At 42.7% G+C, this 16417-nt stretch carries 14 protein-coding genes; 2 read left to right on the top strand and 12 right to left on the bottom strand.

The features are described from left to right. Positions 1-46: 46 nt before the first annotated feature. From recX to cysP, 7 genes are all read right to left on the bottom strand, one after another. Positions 47-511, bottom strand: a complete 465-nt coding sequence (gene recX / locus ACK5MF_RS05485) for a recombination regulator RecX (protein ID WP_416920127.1) — start codon at positions 509-511, stop codon at positions 47-49. A gap of 143 nt (positions 512-654) precedes the next feature. Further along, a complete protein-coding gene (gene recA / locus ACK5MF_RS05480) occupies positions 655-1707 on the bottom strand; it encodes a recombinase RecA (protein WP_416920125.1) in 1053 nt (350 codons plus the stop codon). Between the two features lie 150 nt (positions 1708-1857). Beyond that, on the bottom strand, positions 1858-2340 hold the full coding sequence (gene pncC / locus ACK5MF_RS05475; protein ID WP_416920123.1) for a nicotinamide-nucleotide amidase: 483 nt from the start codon (positions 2338-2340) through the stop codon (positions 1858-1860). A gap of 150 nt (positions 2341-2490) precedes the next feature. Further along, positions 2491-3621, bottom strand: a complete 1131-nt coding sequence (locus ACK5MF_RS05470) for a sulfate/molybdate ABC transporter ATP-binding protein (protein WP_416920121.1) — start codon at positions 3619-3621, stop codon at positions 2491-2493. Then, entirely contained in the window at positions 3618-4514 is an 897-nt protein-coding gene (gene cysW, locus ACK5MF_RS05465) for a sulfate ABC transporter permease subunit CysW (RefSeq protein WP_416920119.1), read from the bottom strand. The genes ACK5MF_RS05470 and cysW overlap by 4 nt, the downstream gene beginning before the upstream one ends. A 14-nt stretch (positions 4515-4528) precedes the next feature. Continuing rightward, positions 4529-5398 (bottom strand): sulfate/thiosulfate ABC transporter permease CysT, encoded by an 870-nt coding sequence (gene cysT / locus ACK5MF_RS05460; protein ID WP_416920117.1) that lies wholly within the window; start codon positions 5396-5398, stop codon positions 4529-4531. A 78-nt stretch (positions 5399-5476) separates the two neighbouring features. Beyond that, positions 5477-6478 carry a thiosulfate ABC transporter substrate-binding protein CysP gene (gene cysP, locus ACK5MF_RS05455; RefSeq protein ID WP_416920115.1) on the bottom strand — a complete coding sequence of 334 codons (1002 nt, stop codon included), beginning with the start codon at positions 6476-6478 and terminating at the stop codon, positions 5477-5479. 212 nt (positions 6479-6690) lie between these two features. Here cysP and cysM point away from each other — a divergent pair, with 212 nt between their 5' ends. After that, positions 6691-7581, top strand: a complete 891-nt coding sequence (cysM, locus tag ACK5MF_RS05450) for a cysteine synthase CysM (RefSeq protein ID WP_416920113.1) — start codon at positions 6691-6693, stop codon at positions 7579-7581. Positions 7582-8064: 483 nt separating this feature from the next. Here cysM and ACK5MF_RS05445 read toward each other — a convergent pair whose 3' ends face one another. The 5 genes from ACK5MF_RS05445 to gcl form a co-directional block, all read right to left on the bottom strand. Then, positions 8065-8385, bottom strand: coding sequence for a hypothetical protein (locus tag ACK5MF_RS05445; RefSeq protein WP_416920111.1), 321 nt, complete (start codon positions 8383-8385; stop codon positions 8065-8067). Positions 8386-8961: 576 nt separating this feature from the next. Continuing rightward, positions 8962-10101, bottom strand: a complete 1140-nt coding sequence (locus ACK5MF_RS05440) for a glycerate kinase (protein WP_416920199.1) — start codon at positions 10099-10101, stop codon at positions 8962-8964. Positions 10102-10171: 70 nt separating this feature from the next. Continuing rightward, the gene (glxR, locus tag ACK5MF_RS05435) at positions 10172-11065 is read right to left on the bottom strand and encodes a 2-hydroxy-3-oxopropionate reductase (protein WP_416920109.1); all 894 of its coding nucleotides are present in this window, start codon (positions 11063-11065) and stop codon (positions 10172-10174) included. Positions 11066-11122: 57 nt separating this feature from the next. Continuing rightward, on the bottom strand, positions 11123-11908 hold the full coding sequence (gene hyi, locus ACK5MF_RS05430) for a hydroxypyruvate isomerase (RefSeq protein WP_416920107.1): 786 nt from the start codon (positions 11906-11908) through the stop codon (positions 11123-11125). A 69-nt stretch (positions 11909-11977) separates the two neighbouring features. After that, positions 11978-13720: a glyoxylate carboligase gene (gene gcl, locus ACK5MF_RS05425; RefSeq protein ID WP_416920105.1), complete on the bottom strand. Its 1743-nt coding sequence runs from the start codon at positions 13718-13720 to the stop codon at positions 11978-11980. 710 nt (positions 13721-14430) lie between these two features. On the opposite strand from gcl, the gene dhaR reads away from it, so the two are divergent. Next, positions 14431-16362, top strand: a complete 1932-nt coding sequence (gene dhaR / locus ACK5MF_RS05420; protein WP_416920198.1) for a dihydroxyacetone kinase operon transcriptional regulator DhaR — start codon at positions 14431-14433, stop codon at positions 16360-16362. Positions 16363-16417: the final 55 nt, after the last annotated feature.

Raw genomic sequence — 16417 nt, 5'->3', positions numbered from 1 at the left:
TTGAACCAAGCGACGACAAGTTCTGAAGAAAGGAAAGCATGCATGCCTAAGCATTATCATCAACATTGAGAGCATATTGAATTTGCTCAAAGCTAAAGCCACGGTACTGAAGGAATCTCACCTGTTTAGCGTACTCTTTTGTATCTTGTTGACCGGCGATTTGTTTGAATTTCTTTTCAGCGGTTAGCCGCGCCAATTCAAACCAATCGGCCTCTTCTGACTCTAACGCACTATTAACCGCTTCATTATCAATACGTTTTTGTTGCAACTCCTGACGAATTCGTCTTTCGCCATGGCCTTTAGCAATGTGTTGTCTCACTTGGCTGCGAGCAAAGCGTTGATCATCCAGGTAACCATGTTCTTTACAGTAGCTAACGGCTTGTTGTACTTCATCTTCTGCAAAGCCTTTCAATACGAGTTTCTGCCACAGTTCGAACTCCCCGTGATCACGTCGTGTCAGCAAATACAGTGCGCGCTCTTTGCAGCTCATTTTATTTGGGGTTGAGTTCATATCATCGGGTCTAAGTTCAAAGCCTACAAGCGTATCGGTACAGTTAGCGCTTGGCACACTAACAAAAAGCCCCGCTAATCAGCAGGGCTCAGAATTCACTATCACTGTGGTTCCATCACTGTGGTGATTGACACCAGCAGTGATTAAAACTCTTCTTGTTCTTCAACAGACGGTTCAACATCGTCAGAAGATGAAGTAGCTTCCAGCGAAGAGTTCAACAACATTTCACGCAGTTTGGTATCGATAGTTGCTGCCGCTTCTGGGTTTTCACGCATGAACTTACATGCGTTCGCTTTGCCCTGACCAATTTTGTCACCATTGTAGCTGTACCAAGCCCCCGCTTTCTCAACCAGTTTGTGTTTAACACCTAGGTCAATCAACTCACCTTCACGGTTAAAACCTTGACCGTAAAGAATTTGCGTATCGGCTTGTTTAAATGGTGCTGCAATCTTGTTCTTAACTACTTTGATGCGCGTTTCGTTACCGACAACTTCGTCGCCTTCTTTAATCGAACCAGTACGACGAATGTCCAAACGTACAGAAGCGTAGAATTTAAGTGCGTTACCACCGGTGGTGGTTTCTGGGTTGCCAAACATCACACCAATCTTCATACGGATTTGGTTGATGAAGATACACATACAGTTGGACTGCTTCAGGTTGCCCGTTAGCTTACGCATTGCCTGAGAAAGCATACGTGCTTGCAGACCCATGTGGCTATCGCCCATTTCGCCTTCAATTTCAGCTTTAGGCGTTAGAGCAGCAACCGAGTCGACAACCATAACGTCTACTGCGCCAGAGCGTGCTAGCGCATCACAGATTTCAAGTGCTTGCTCACCAGTGTCAGGCTGAGAAACCAATAATTCATCAATGTTAACACCCAGTTTCTTAGCATAAATTGGGTCTAGAGCGTGTTCTGCATCAATAAAGGCACAGGTTTTTCCTGCTTTTTGTGCAGCAGCAATAACTTCAAGCGTTAGCGTTGTTTTACCTGACGATTCTGGGCCGTAGATTTCTACGATACGCCCCATTGGTAAACCACCAGCACCTAGAGCAATATCTAAGGAAAGTGAACCGGTAGAGATGGTTTCAACATCCATAGTACGGTTATCACCAAGGCGCATAATTGAACCTTTACCGAATTGCTTTTCAATTTGACCTAGGGCTGCGGCTAACGCCTTCTGTTTGTTCTCGTCCATTACTTTCTCCAGACTGTCACTCGCGTGATACGTGAATGCTTACAAATGAGTTTGACTTACTTTGTCAGAATGATGTTCATTATACTGTTGATTTGTACAGTGTCCACCCCTGGGTAGAAAAAAGTTGTTGCTTGTCGAAAAGTCAGAGACTTAAGACAAATACTCTTTAATTGTTTCTAAGGCATGGATCACGGCTTGGGTTCGCACGGCACTGCGATCGCCAGCAAAGTGCTGAGTTTCTACTTTCAGCCAGCCCGATTTATCTGCCCAAGCAAAGCACACTGTCCCTACTGGTTTTTCTTCACTTCCACCCGTAGGGCCAGCAATGCCGCTGATCGAGACACCGATAGTCGCATTGGAATTTTTCAGAGCTCCTTGCACCATTTGAATAACAACGGGTTCAGATACCGCACCAAATTCCGCGAGAGTTTGCCCTTCAACGCCAATCATTTCTTGTTTTGCTTCATTGCTATAGGTAACAAAAGCCCGATCAAACCATGCAGAACTGCCGGCAATTTCAGTGATTGCACTGGCGACACCGCCACCAGTACAGGATTCTGCGGTCACTAAAATCTGTTTGTGTTCAAGCAATAACTCGCCCAGTTGTTGGCTTAATTGTTCTATTGAATTCATAACTCACACCTAACCGACTATTAATCCGATAACCTACTATTAATCCGACAAAGCTAACTGATAGCCAACGGATTGCCAACCACAGAAACAACAAGAGTGCCATTTGGCACTCCTGTCTTTAGGTTTTATTTAGGCGTAAAAAAGAGAAAACTAAATTTCAAACATCAGGTTGCCCGGCGCCAAGAACGGCCAGCGTATAATTTCAGGCGCCTGATGAGAATTTTCTGCGAAGAAGTAACCCACTTGAGGCAATGCAAATACTTGGTCGCCTCGTTTCAAAGGCCGCTCATTCAACGCACGGTGAGAAAGTTTCGCTTCCCAAAGTTCATCGCTTTGCCAACCCATTGGTGACAGTTCCACACGGACCTCTGCCCCCACCGGATTGATCGAAACAACCTCACAAGGCAGTGATGCTTGGCTATTCTCTTTCGTCGAGAGACTCAGTTCATGGCTACGCACGTAAAGCAGACCATTTTTCTGTGTCATTTCATTAAATGGCGGCAGCACAAACCCGTCGCCATTCTGCCACTGTTGTTGTTGCCAGTTCGCTTTGAATTGGTTGACGTTGCCAAAGAAATCAAACACAAAACGACTATTTGGATGTGCATACAGCTCAACCGGAGAATCGACCTGCTCAATACGCCCATTACTCATCACCACCACGCGATCAGATAACTCTAACGCTTCATCCTGATCATGGGTGACGAATACGCTGGTAAAGCTCAACTCATCGTGCAAACTGCGTAACCAACGACGCAAATCTTTACGAACTTTAGCGTCCAATGCGCCGAAAGGCTCATCCAGCAACAGGACTTCCGGTTTGGTGGCCAAAGCTCGAGCTAGCGCAATACGCTGCTTTTGCCCGCCAGAAAGCTGCTCTGGGTAGCGGTTCGCTAGGTGCCCTAACTGAACAATTTCTAATAACTGCTGTACGCGCTTATTGATTTCAGTTTGAGAAGGACGTTGTGAACGTTCCATCACCTGCAAACCAAACGCCACGTTATCTGCCACCGTCATGTGACGGAAAAGTGCGTAGTTTTGGAAAACAAAACCGACACGACGGTCACGAACGTGCACATTGGTCACATCACGGTCGCGGAAATGGATAGAACCCGAATTAGCACTTTCCAAACCGGCGATAATACGTAACAAGGTAGTTTTACCTGAGCCTGAAGGTCCAAGTAAGCCAATCATTTCACCATCTTCAATATGCAAGGAGAGGGGCGAAAGTGCCTGAAAATTGCCGAAATGCTTCGATATATTGTCTAAACGAATACTCATAACGTTCCTTGCTGCTCTTGTTCAATGACATGATTTCGTTCCTGTCGCCATTCAACAAAGGCTTTCAAAATCAAAGTTAATAAAGCGATAAATGCCAAAAGGGATGCGCTTGCGAATGCCGCTTCGGATTGATAATCCTCATAAAGAAGTTGGACATGCAGCGGTAAAGTGTTGGTTTCACCACGGATATTTCCTGAAACCACTGCCACGGCACCGAATTCACCAACCGCACGAGCATTGGTTAAGATCACACCGTAAATCAATGCCCACTTAATGTTTGGCAAAGTAACCCGGCGGAACAGTTGCCACCAAGAGGCACCGAGAATCACCGCCGCCTCTTCGTCACTACGCCCTTGTTGTTGCATCAAAGGGATGAGCTCTCTGGCAACAAATGGGCAGGTCACAAACACTGTCACCAACACAATACCTGGCCACGCGAACATGATTTGTAAGTCATGTTCATACAACCATTCTCCTAACCAACCGCTGCTGCCGTATAGCAAAAGGTAAAGCAGACCTGCAACAACCGGCGATACCGCAAATGGGATATCAATTAAAGTGGTCAGAAATTTACGCCCTGTAAACTCAAAGCGAGTCACTGACCATGCGAGCATCACACCAAACACTAAGTTAATCGGCACCGTCAGTAACGCCACCAACAAAGTCAGGCCGATTGCATGTAAGGTATCTGGCTCACTAAGGTTGGTGATGTAAGTATCTAAACCGTTGGCGAAAGCTTGTTGGAAAATGCTTAGCAGCGGGATCAGCAGCAGCACAGCCACCAAAAATAACGCCAGAGAGATTAAGCTCCACTTTACCCAAAGCTGCTCACCCACTCGTAAAGGTCTTTGACTTGTTGATCTTTGACTAGAGGTTGATCCTTGACTAGACATAACGAATAAACTCCCTATCGACCGTGAATGCGGCGTAAATATGCGCCTTGCCAAAGGTTAATCACTAACAAAAGTGATAATGAAGTGAGTAACACAATCGAAGCAATCGCGCTTGCGGCCGGGAAATCAAACTCTTGCAGACGAACGAAGATCATCAAAGACGTAATTTCACTGACGTATGGCATGTTGCCAGCAATGAAGATCACCGCACCAAACTCGCCTAAGCTGCGAGTAAATGACAGCGCTACCCCTACCATCAACGCGGGCCATAACGAAGGCATAATGACACGCCAAAAGACTGCGCTATCAGACGCACCAAGCGTCATGCCCGCCTCTTCTTCCTCACGGGAAATTTCTTCGAGTACCGGTTGAACGGTACGCACGACAAAAGGAATGCTGGTAAACGCCATGGCAACGATAATACCCAAAGGGGTATAGGCTACTTTCACACCGATGCTTTCAAGCACACGCCCAATCCATCCGTTGCTTGAGTACAACGTCGCAAGAGTAATACCCGCAACCGCAGTGGGTAGTGCGAAAGGTAGGTCAACTAAAGCATCAAGAATTCGTTTACCCGGAAAGGTGTAGCGAACCAACACCCAGGCTAATAAAAGTCCGAAAGCACCGTTAAACAGTGATGCAACCAATGCAGAAATCACCGTTACCTTATAACTTGCTACCACACGAGGATCAGCAATCACTTGCCAGTATTCACTAAAAGACAGGCCCTTGGTTTGCATCACCAGACCTGTTGCGGGTAGCAACAAAATCAAACTTACAAACAACAATGAGATACCTAAGCTAATCGCAAATCCTGGTAAAACACGGGTTTTCTTAGGTGAACCATGAGGCTTGGTACGAGATGTCACAACAGATCCGCTCATAAACTCTCAATATAACCAGTGAAAAAAGATAGCCGCCCCATTTTCATTCATATTCTAATGAGGGGCGGCAATGATCGATTAACGACGTTGTAGTTGATCTAACTTAGCGCCATTGGCAAATTGAGTTTTCATAGCCTCATCCCAACCACCAGTAATTTGTTCTACCGTCAGTAGCTCAACCGCAGGGAAACGATCAGCAAATTCTGCTTTTACGCTTTCATTGTGTACACGGTAGTTAAAGCCAGCCAGCATGCGTTGCGCTTCTTCGCTATATAGATATGAAACATACTCAGTGGCGACATCCGTCGTGCCGTTACGTTTGACATTACGCTCTACCACCGCTACAGGAAATTCTGCAAGAATCGATGTTTTTGGCACAACCACTTGGTAGTTATCTTCACCGTACTGTTTACGGATATTGTTCACTTCTGATTCGAACGTGATGAGAACATCGCCCAATTGACGTTCAACGAATGAAGTTGTCGCACCACGACCGCCGGTATCAAATACCGCGACGTTTGCCAGAAATTGCTTTAAGAATTCATCCTGTTTCGCTTGATTATCTTTACCAAACGTCTTCTGAGCATAGCCTAGCGCTGCTAAGTATGTGTAACGCGCGTTACCTGATGTTTTCGGGTTAGGGAAAACAGAAGAGACATCTTCACGAGCAAGATCACCCCAATCTTGCACGTTCTTCGGGTTACCTTTACGCACCAAGAAAGCGGTGGTTGAGTAATAAGGAGAACTTGCGTTTGGTAGCAACTCTTGCCAGTTTTGCGGGATAAGTTTGCCCTTGTCATGCAGTACTTGTACATCTGTCACCTGGTTAAACGTGACAACGTCCGCCGATAAACCTTGCAAAATAGCACGCGCTTGAGCTGATGAACCACTATGAGACTGTTTGATCTCTACCGTTTTGCCGGTTTTTTCTTGCCAATGTTCGGCGAACAGTGGGTTATATGCCGCAAACAACTCACGAGCGATATCGTAAGAAGAGTTCAAGATTGTTTGATCTGCGGCGACTGCGTTAAATGATCCCGCAATTAACAGAGTTGCGAGTGCTGACTTCATCTTTTTCATTATGTTCATACTCCAAAATCATCTTGCCAATGTGGCTTCCTTTGTCACTAGAGTATGTGCATAAAACGATTATAACAAAGGTTATAAATAGAACCTTTTGGAATATTATCAAACAATAAATTGTATGCTGAGAACAAATAGAGACTTGTAGAGTGATGTAGAAGAATTAGACAATAGCACTACTAAAAATACTTATGAAAAAGGCGAACACCGTGTCTGACTTTCCAACCATTGAAGCTTATGTAGGCCAAACGCCGCTGGTAAAACTGCAACGTCTAACCGCGGGTAGCCAAAGCACCGTATTAGTCAAACTGGAAGGAAACAACCCTGCTGGTTCGGTTAAAGACCGTCCCGCTCTGAATATGATTATCCAAGCGCAGGCGCGTGGCATCATTCAACCCGGCGATACCATTATTGAAGCGACTAGCGGTAATACAGGTATTGCACTTGCCATGGCGGCGGCGATTAAAGGCTACAAAATGATTCTTATCATGCCGGATAATTCGACTCAGGAACGCAAAGATTCGATGCGTGCCTACGGCGCAGAGCTGATTCTGGTGAGTAAAGAACAAGGGATGGAAGGCGCTCGAGATCTTGCACTGCAAATGCAAAATGAAGGCAAAGGTAAAGTGCTCGATCAATTCAATAACCCAGATAACCCTGATGCTCATTTTCACTCGACGGGCCCGGAAATCTGGCAACAAAGCCAAGGCAAGATCACTCACTTTGTTTCGAGCATGGGAACAACGGGAACCATTATGGGCGTATCTCGCTACCTCAAAAGCCAGAATCCTGAAATTAATATTGTTGGTCTGCAACCTGCAGAAGGCAGTGCCATTCCGGGTATTCGCCGCTGGCCGCAAGAGTATTTACCGGGCATTTTTAACGCCGCTGACGTTGACCAAGTGATAGATATTACTCAACAAGATGCTGAAAACACAGCCAGAGCACTGGCGCGTGAAGAAGGCATCTGTGCAGGCGTCAGCTCTGGTGGCGCAGTATTCGCTGCCATTGAAATCGCTAAGAAAAACCCGGGGTCTGTGGTGGTTGCGATCATCTGTGATCGCGGCGATCGTTATTTATCTTCAGGATTGTTTTCTTAACCCCTTCGTTTAACTTTTCCTCTTACAGTAACTACCCCTTAGTCACAAGTCCCTGATTAAAAAATTCAGGGACTTTTTGAACTTATAAGGTGTAAGGTGATTCGATCTTTCATTCACATTGAATCATCAGATTATTGTGCCCCCACACATGAATGGGCTCAAACTCAATTTGGACACGCAAATTGTAAGCGTCCACCAGAGGATACTTGATTTAATGATTATAGATTGAATACGTTTGGGTAGGACTAACGTGACATAACCTTTTGGTAACTATTCACCCACGAGCTATTGACAATGGTTTATGCTAAGAACGCTGGCACCTGATAATCCATTTTGAGCATATGATGCTCGACAATTTCACGCAGCCATTTATAAGCTGAGATCTGCTGAAGCTTTGCTGTTTCTATCAATGAGAACATGCGTTCACGAAACAAATCGCCTCGATAGGAGCACATTAGCTGCGGAATCTCGGTTAAAACACACTCATGCTTCAGGGCTGTATTTTGCTAAAATATCTTCCTCTAGACTTTTGATACTTAATCTAGCTTGTTCTATACATCCCATCATTGCGCTAACCAAAATACTAGCTAATCGCTCTTTATATGAAAAGTCCAACTTTACATTATAAATCAACCCACTGATAACCTGAAGCTCATGTTCCAGTTGATTAATATTAATTTTCAAGTTCAAACTACTTTCAGAATTAATAATAACTTTTAAACCCCCGAGTAAAAACTCACCAACCTCTTCATAAATCAAGTATCCATTACCACTGGCGTATATTTTGACAGATTTAATATCCATACACTCACCTTTAATTAACATAGTAATATTTTAAAACTTAATTACTTAAATTTTACAAAATAAACACCAAACATTAAGTTTATTACCTTTAAATAAGCATTATAAACCAGATGCTAGCTACAAATTTTATTTAAATACTATTTTCATCTCTTGTGTCTATTACTTATGTTTATTTTAACTCTCTCAACCCAATCAGACAGCCTTAATGTAAAGTACCCAATAAAAAAAAGAGTACACATATATAAAAGCATGATAGAATCAAACTTAAACAATAGAAATTCATCAATAGCGAACGCTAACAAAACTGAGCAAACAAAAGTCATAGACCAATAGTTGTATCTTGCATATTCCAATTCATCTTCTAAATCATCATATTTCATATATTCCACCTACAACACGATCTAAAAAAAGCCAAACATTAACTTAACTTTTAAAGTAAATTTAATTTACAAACTAAAAATACCCCATGAATAAATATAATATACAACTTTAAATTTAGTGATAAGTAATTGTTAATTTAAAGTAACTTAAAAATTAACCATAATGACAATTCTGAGAAAATATTCTATTACCATTTTACTTTTGAACAAATAATGAGAGTAGTCCTGCAACTTGCTTTGATGTAGTAAAAATCATGTCTTTACCTTTTGCAATAGCCTCTCGCAGTTCGCATGGCCCTTGTGCAATTGAAAAACATGCAACAATCCCGGCTTGCTTCAACTGATCAATATCATCCCCGACAACACCTGCCATCGCTATAGTTTTGATATTCTTTTCTTGAGCAAGCTTAGAGACACCTACAGGAGTTTTTCCATGTAACGTCTGACCATCAATTTTTCCTTCACCAGTAATAACTAAGGAAGCTTTTGATAGATGCTTTTCCAACTCAACCGTTTCTAACACAATATCAATACCAGGTCTCAGATCTGCATGTAAGAATGCCATTAAGGCCGCTCCAACCCCTCCAGCAGCCCCAGCCCCCCTAGCATTCTCCACGTCAACGTGTAAGAAATTTCGAATACAACTCGCGTAATGCTGCATATTGCGGTCAAGCAACAATACCATCTCTTGTGTCGCACCTTTTTGTGGCCCGAATATTACAGATGCTCCCTTTTCACCAGTTAGTGGATTATCAACATCACAAGCAGCAACAAATTTAGTTTTAGTTAACCTTGGATCCATGGTACTGATATCAATACTTACAATATCATTCAGTGCCCCTCCGCCAAAGCCAACTTGTTCACCAGAGGAATCAAGTAATTGAACACCTAACGCCTGAAGCATACCCACACCACCATCATTGGTCGCACTTCCCCCAATAGCGACAATAATCTTGTCCACACCATGGTCCAACGCAGCCAGTACAAGTTCACCAGTTCCGAATGTGGTTGTCTGCATTGGATTTCTTTCTTCTGGACGAATCAGTTCAATACCCGATGCAGTAGCCATTTCTATTACTGCAGTTCTTCCATCGCCTAAAATTCCATAGTTGGCATTAATAATGTTACCTAAAGGATCACGAACTTGTTTTGATAGAATGACCCCATTTGTTGCCTCTACCAATGTTGTCATTGTGCCTTCTCCACCATCAGCTACAGGTACACATACACACTCAGTATGAGGCAACACAGATTTTATCCCTGCAGCAATGGTTTCTGCTACTTCGTGAGCAGAAAGGCACTCTTTAAATGAATCGGGAGCAATAACTATTTTCATCATATTCATCCTATAAAGGCTAGGTAGCGCCTAGCCTTAATTAGTTGTAGCTCGCATACCACCCGGACTATTAGCTATTGTCACGAATCGAATGATTTGCCATGTGCTCCAATGCTTTGATCATCGCAGAGTGATCCCAGTTTGAACCTTCCAGTGAGGCACAAGTATTGAAAAGCTCTTGTGCTGTTGCCGTGTTTGGTAAGTTGATGTTAAGTGCACGAGCACCTTCAAGTGCCAGATTTAAATCTTTTTGATGCAGAGATATACGGAAACCAGGATCAAAAATACCGTTAATCATACGTTCGCCGTGAACTTCAAGAATCTTAGAAGAAGCGAAACCACCCATCAGAGCTTGACGAATTTTCGCTGGATTTGCTCCTGCTTTAGAAGCAAATACAAGCGCTTCAGAAACCGCTTCTATGTTCAAAGCGACAATAATTTGGTTTGCCACTTTGCACGTTTGTCCGTCACCATTGCCACCAACCAAAGTGATATTTTGTCCCATAATGTCAAACAAAGGCTTAGCACGCTCAAAAATCTCATCATGACCGCCAACCATGATAGATAACGTACCATTAATAGCTCCAACTTCACCGCCAGATACTGGTGCGTCTAGATAAAATGCACCTAGCTCTTCCACTTTGTTAGCGAACTCTTTAGTCGCGATAGGCGAAATTGAACTCATGTCAATCACAATTTTATTTCTTGTTAATCCAAGAGCAACACCAATTTCACTAAATAATACATCGTTAACTTGTGGTGTATCAGGCACCATCACTATGATAAACTCGCACGCTTCAGCCACTGCTGCAGGTGTTGGTACCGCAAAGCCGTTATCACCAAGCAAATCTGCTGGAGCCGCTTCAAAGTGCTCAGAGAAATACAAGGTATGACCTGCGTTTTGCAGGTTCTTTGCCATTGGTTTACCCATGATACCCGTTCCGATAAAACCGATTTTTGCCATTTGCTGTATCCAATTCTTAATTCTTTATTCTTAATTCTTAATTCTTAATTCTTTGTACTATTTAATTAGGTTATATTCTTTTAGCCAGCCTAAACTGGCTTCTGTTGTTGTTGTTGGTACATATTCACAACCAACCCAGCCCTGGTAGCCAATGTCATCAATATGTTTAAGTAAGAATGGGTAATTGATTTCACCGTTTCCAGGCTCATGACGACCAGGGTTATCAGCAAGCTGAATATGCGCAATAGTTGCTTGATGATCTTTCAGAGTTCGAGCCAAATTACCTTCCATTATTTGCATGTGGTAAATGTCGTATTGGTAACCTAGATTGTCTTCGCCAACTTCCGCCACAATGCGTAGTGCTTTTTCTGTATTGTTAACAAAAAATCCCGGCATGTCTTGCGTGTTAATAGCTTCCATAACCAAGCGAATACCTTCCGCTTTGAGCTTTTCTGATGCAAACTTCAAGTTTTCAACCACAATTTTGAACGCTTCTTCTTCAGAAACATGTGCCGGTTTAATCCCTACAAGACAGTTCACTTGTTGACAGTTCAGAGCTTTCGCATAACGAATAGCTTTATCCACTCCTTTGCGGAACTCTTCTACGCGATCAGGATGACAAGCAATGCCTCGTTCGCCTTTTCCCCAATTCCCTGCCGGTAGGTTAAACAACACTTGAGTTAAACCAAACTGGTACAACTCGGCAGCAATTTCTTGAGCTTCGTAATCGTATGGGAAAAGATATTCCACACCACGGAAACCCGCTTTGGATGCCGCTTCAAAGCGATCCATAAAATCGTACTCCGTGAACAACATAGAAAGGTTGGCAGCTAGTTTAGGCATAAATCACTCCAAGAATATTTTGTTAATACTCTCCTCCGCGCGTTAATCCGGAGGAGAGTAAGTTAGCTATTAATCCAAATCGATGGTTTCTTCGAATTCGACCACTTTGTCGATGTCAGGCCCCATTGCGATATTGGTTACACGCTCAGTGATGACTTCAACGACAACTGGAACTTGGAATTCTTTTATCCACGCTTGAGCTTTACGTAGTGCAGGTTGAATATCTTCTGGGTTGAACACACGAATAGCTTTACAGCCAAGTCCCTCCACCACGGACACATGGTCAACACCATAACCGTTCACCTCTGGTGCATTGATGTTTTCAAAATCCAATTGCACACAATGGTCTATCTCGAAAGCACGTTGGGATTGGCGAATTAAGCCTAGGTACGCGTTATTAATTAGAACGTGGATATAAGGCAGTTTAAATTGAGCGCCTACCGCCAATTCCTCCATCAAGAATTGGAAATCGTAATCACCAGACACACCGACTACTGGTGTTGTTGGGTCTGCCTTCGCCACACCCAGTGCTGCGGGCATTGTCCAGCCTAAGGGGCCTGCTTGGCATGAGTTAATCCAGTGACGTGGATGATGGACGTGCAAAAATTGATTCGCTGCAATTTGAGCATTACCGATGGTCGCGACATAACGCGTTTCTGGGCCAAACACCTCGTTCATTTCTTGGTAAATACGTTGAGGTTTAATAGGGTTATCGTCAAAATTTGTACGACGTAACATAGTGCGTTTACGTTCCTGACACTCACCTAGCCATGCAGAGCGATCTTTTAGTTCACCACGAATTTGCATCTCTTGAGCAACTTCAACAAATATTTTCAGCGCTTCATGCGCATCAGACACAATGCCAAGATCAGGGGCAAAAATACGACCAATTTGTGTTGGTTCAATATCTACATGGATGAACTTCCGACCTTTGGTGTAAGTTTCTATTGCACCTGTATGACGATTTGCCCAGCGGTTACCGATACCAAATACAAAATCAGATTCTAAATACGAGGCGTTACCGTATCGGTGACCAGCTTGGCAACCCATACGACCGATCATTAGTTCATGATCATCAGAAATTGCCCCCCAACCACGTAATGTTTGGATAACTGGAACACCTGTGATCTCTGCAAACTTTTGTAGATGTACTGACGCTCCTGCGTTGATTATGCCTCCACCAGCAACTAAAAGAGGTTTCTCGGCAGCATTTAGCATTTGCAGCGCTCGCTCTGCTTGAGCTCGATTAGCTTTTGGTTTATGTGGCTCTAAAGGCTCATACATATCGATATCAAATTCGATTTCGGCCATTTGCACATCCATTGGTAAATCAATGTGTACAGGACCTGGACGGCCTGAACGCATTTCATAAAACGCTTTTTGGAAAGTACCTGGAACTTGACCAGCTTCACGAACGGTCACTGACATCTTAGTTACTGGCTTCGCAATCGCTTCAATATCCACACCTTGGAAGTCTTCTTTATGCAGCTTTGCAGTTGGTACCTGCCCAGTAATAGTGAGAATTGGTGTTGAATCTGCCGATGCCGAGTAAAGACCAGTAATCATGTCTGTACCCGCAGGACCAGATGTACCAATACATACTCCGATGTTGCCATCTTTAGCACGGGTATAACCCTCTGCCATATGTGATGCGCCTTCTACGTGACGTGCCAATACGTGATCTATACCTCCTAGCTTTTTCAGGGCGGCGTATAAAGGGTTGATCGCGGCACCAGGAACACCAAATGCAACATCAACTCCTTCTTTTTTCATGATCAAAACAGCCGCTTCGATCGCTCTCATCTTAGCCATAATACTTCTCCAAAACATCGCACCGTATCGGTGACGAACAGAATAATGTGTTGATGAAGAAGATTATTTGGCAAAAAATAGCATCCAGCAAAGAATCAAAAATGCTTCAAAATGAAACACCTAGAACAAACAAATTCGTTCCTAAATGAAACGTAACTAATTAAAAGTCAGTTTTTTTTGAAAGAGACCTGATTTAAACAACCAAGTGGTAGTTTTAAAGATAAGAAGTCTATGCGGTGTCAAAAAGACGCGCCTATGAGTGGTAAAAAAATCGCCAAGTATATTTCGAAGAGATAACTTATAGTGACATCACGGTAAACAAGAAAATGAGTTGGAAATTTCCTCTGTTTGTCGACGACTATTTTAGTTGGATAAATCATTCCGGAAATACATATTTATCAGACAAAATCATTCGGCAATTTAAAAAGCTCAACCGTTAATAATTTTTACAATTTAGACAGATTGAGTGAGATATAGATCGTTTTTCCACAGCTATTATCTGGTAAGAAGCTGACCTAAGTCATAGGAGTGTTTCATATTAAATCAGTGAAAAATGGTCGTGAATGATATCACACTCTAACGTTTATACACAGTATATCATTACGCCCAAAGTTATTGATAAAACTCATAAGAAGAACGCCGTAGTTCACCTTCCTCAAATGACGTTTCTATATCCAATAGCTGAAACTACCCTTTCGTCTGGAGTAAATATGCCGTCGATAGAAGACAATAAAAAAAAGTGGGAGTTTTTTCAAAAACATCACTGGGTTTCACCTGAGTTTTCACTCTCCCCAGTGCTTGAATCTTGGGAGCGTTGCACGAAACAATGTAGCCCGTACAACTGGTCTAAACCACACATAGCCTCAGGCTATACTTTATCGTCTCTAATGAAACGCAATGAACGTATCATAAACTGCGCGACAACTGTTATCGAAGATACTTATGACTTAATAAGAAATGAGCAAATAATGCTATTCGTCACCGATGACAACGGATGTGTGCTCAACAGCGTGGGCCATGATGACATGTTGAGAGAAATGAATAAACTAGGCATCAAAATGGGATGTTTTTTCTCCGAAGGTAAAATCGGCACCAACGCAGTAAGTTTGTGTATCGAGACACACATGCCTTGCGAAGTATTTGCTGCAGAACACTTTAATCGTCATCTGCACAACTACGCATCTTGTGCTGCACCAATTTTCGACACTTTTGGCCGTTTACGTGGCACTGTGTGTTTAATCAAACGAGCAGAAGAATACAGGAAAGAAAATCTGGTAATTATTACTTCATGTGCCAAAGAAATAAGCTTGCACATCCATATCCAATGTGAACAAGAAACCATGAACCGTTTAAGTTGTGCACATAACGCAACCTTAGAGTGTATGGATGACGGTATTTTGGCATGGAACGCTGAAAACAGTATCACCATGGTCAACCACCAAGCTGAACGCTTACTCAACGTCAGCAGCCTAAAACTAATAGAGAAAAATGTATTTTCGATAATGCGCTTCCCCCCAAATATTTTGTCCAATATTAAAGCGCACAACATTATTCGTCGTAAACAAACAACAATTGAAGTCAACGGAGAATTTATTGAGGCAATTATAACCTTGAGACCTCTTAGTGACGGATCCAATCTTCTTTTTATACACCCCATTGATAAAATCCGCGAACTTGCTCAACAACAAATTGGTGGTAGTGCTCGTTACACATTTGACACATTGCCAGCGGTATCGCGCAAGATGAAACACATCATCACGGTGGCCAAACGTGCAACTAAGTCTAAGACGCCCATTCTGATAACGGGCGAAGAAGGTGTTGGCAAAACCGACCTTGCAATGGCTATCCATAACGAAAGTGAATACAAAGAAGGACCATTTATCACTCTAAACTGCCGTTCAGTGAATAGCGAACAAATGATTCGTGAAACTCTGGGTTACGATGAAGATCAAGGCATGCCTTCCAAGTTTGAATTGGCACACAACGGGACACTCTATTTGGAGAAAATTGAATATCTTTGCCCTGATTTACAAGCTGTGATCTTAAAGTTATTAAAAACAGGATTAGTGAGTCGAAGCGACAGCCCACGTTTCATTCCTGTAAAATTCCAACTGATTACCAGCACCTCCTCTGATATAAGTGAGTATGTTGCACAAAGTTCTTTTAGCCGTCAGTTATATTATGAAATTTCTTCAAATGAGCTTCATATCTCGCCTCTTCGCAAACGCAAAGAAGACATTGAATATATGATCCAAGAAATCATCAACAACTATGAGATGCGGCACAATGTCGCCATATCTATTGAAAAGGTTGTAATGGACGCTTTAATAAACTTCAATTGGCAAGGAAACAACTCAGAATTACGAAACCGTATGGAACGTATCCTTCTCAACCGAAGTTCAAACTTAATCAAACTCGACGATATCCCTGAGGAAATTAAACTCAACTTAATTGCAGTCAACGACCCAGAGAACCAGTCGCTATTATCTTTGGAAGAAGTAGAGAAGAAAACTATTATCCAAGCATGGAACATTTACGATGGCAAAATGAAAGAAATGGCGAAAGCTCTTAAAATCAGTCGCACAACCCTTTGGCGTAAAATCAATAAGTTCGGTTTGGCAGACCAGATTGAACTAACATAAATATACTATTTCACTATCTCTGACAAATAACTAAACAAACCCTCAAAGCTTCGCA

This window comes from Vibrio sp., from assembly GCF_047973365.1.
GTDB lineage: Bacteria > Pseudomonadota > Gammaproteobacteria > Enterobacterales > Vibrionaceae > Vibrio.
The sequence above is the reverse complement of the archived record's forward strand: the minus strand, read 5'-3'. Positions and strand labels throughout refer to the sequence as shown.

Bases quoted from the DNA above. Each gene is read 5' to 3' on its own strand.
- recX (WP_416920127.1), bottom strand. From the start codon at position 511: ATGAACTCAACCCCAAATAAAATGAGCTGCAAAGAGCGCGCACTGTAT.
- recA (WP_416920125.1), bottom strand. From the start codon at position 1,707: ATGGACGAGAACAAACAGAAGGCGTTAGCCGCAGCCCTAGGTCAAATT.
- pncC (WP_416920123.1), bottom strand. From the start codon at position 2,340: ATGAATTCAATAGAACAATTAAGCCAACAACTGGGCGAGTTATTGCTT.
- ACK5MF_RS05470 (WP_416920121.1), bottom strand. From the start codon at position 3,621: ATGAGTATTCGTTTAGACAATATATCGAAGCATTTCGGCAATTTTCAG.
- cysW (WP_416920119.1), bottom strand. From the start codon at position 4,514: ATGTCTAGTCAAGGATCAACCTCTAGTCAAAGATCAACAAGTCAAAGA.
- cysT (WP_416920117.1), bottom strand. From the start codon at position 5,398: ATGAGCGGATCTGTTGTGACATCTCGTACCAAGCCTCATGGTTCACCT.
- cysP (WP_416920115.1), bottom strand. From the start codon at position 6,478: ATGAAAAAGATGAAGTCAGCACTCGCAACTCTGTTAATTGCGGGATCA.
- ACK5MF_RS05445 (WP_416920111.1), bottom strand. From the start codon at position 8,385: ATGGATATTAAATCTGTCAAAATATACGCCAGTGGTAATGGATACTTG.
- ACK5MF_RS05440 (WP_416920199.1), bottom strand. From the start codon at position 10,101: ATGAAAATAGTTATTGCTCCCGATTCATTTAAAGAGTGCCTTTCTGCT.
- glxR (WP_416920109.1), bottom strand. From the start codon at position 11,065: ATGGCAAAAATCGGTTTTATCGGAACGGGTATCATGGGTAAACCAATG.
- hyi (WP_416920107.1), bottom strand. From the start codon at position 11,908: ATGCCTAAACTAGCTGCCAACCTTTCTATGTTGTTCACGGAGTACGAT.
- gcl (WP_416920105.1), bottom strand. From the start codon at position 13,720: ATGGCTAAGATGAGAGCGATCGAAGCGGCTGTTTTGATCATGAAAAAA.
- dhaR (WP_416920198.1), top strand. From the start codon at position 14,431: ATGCCGTCGATAGAAGACAATAAAAAAAAGTGGGAGTTTTTTCAAAAA.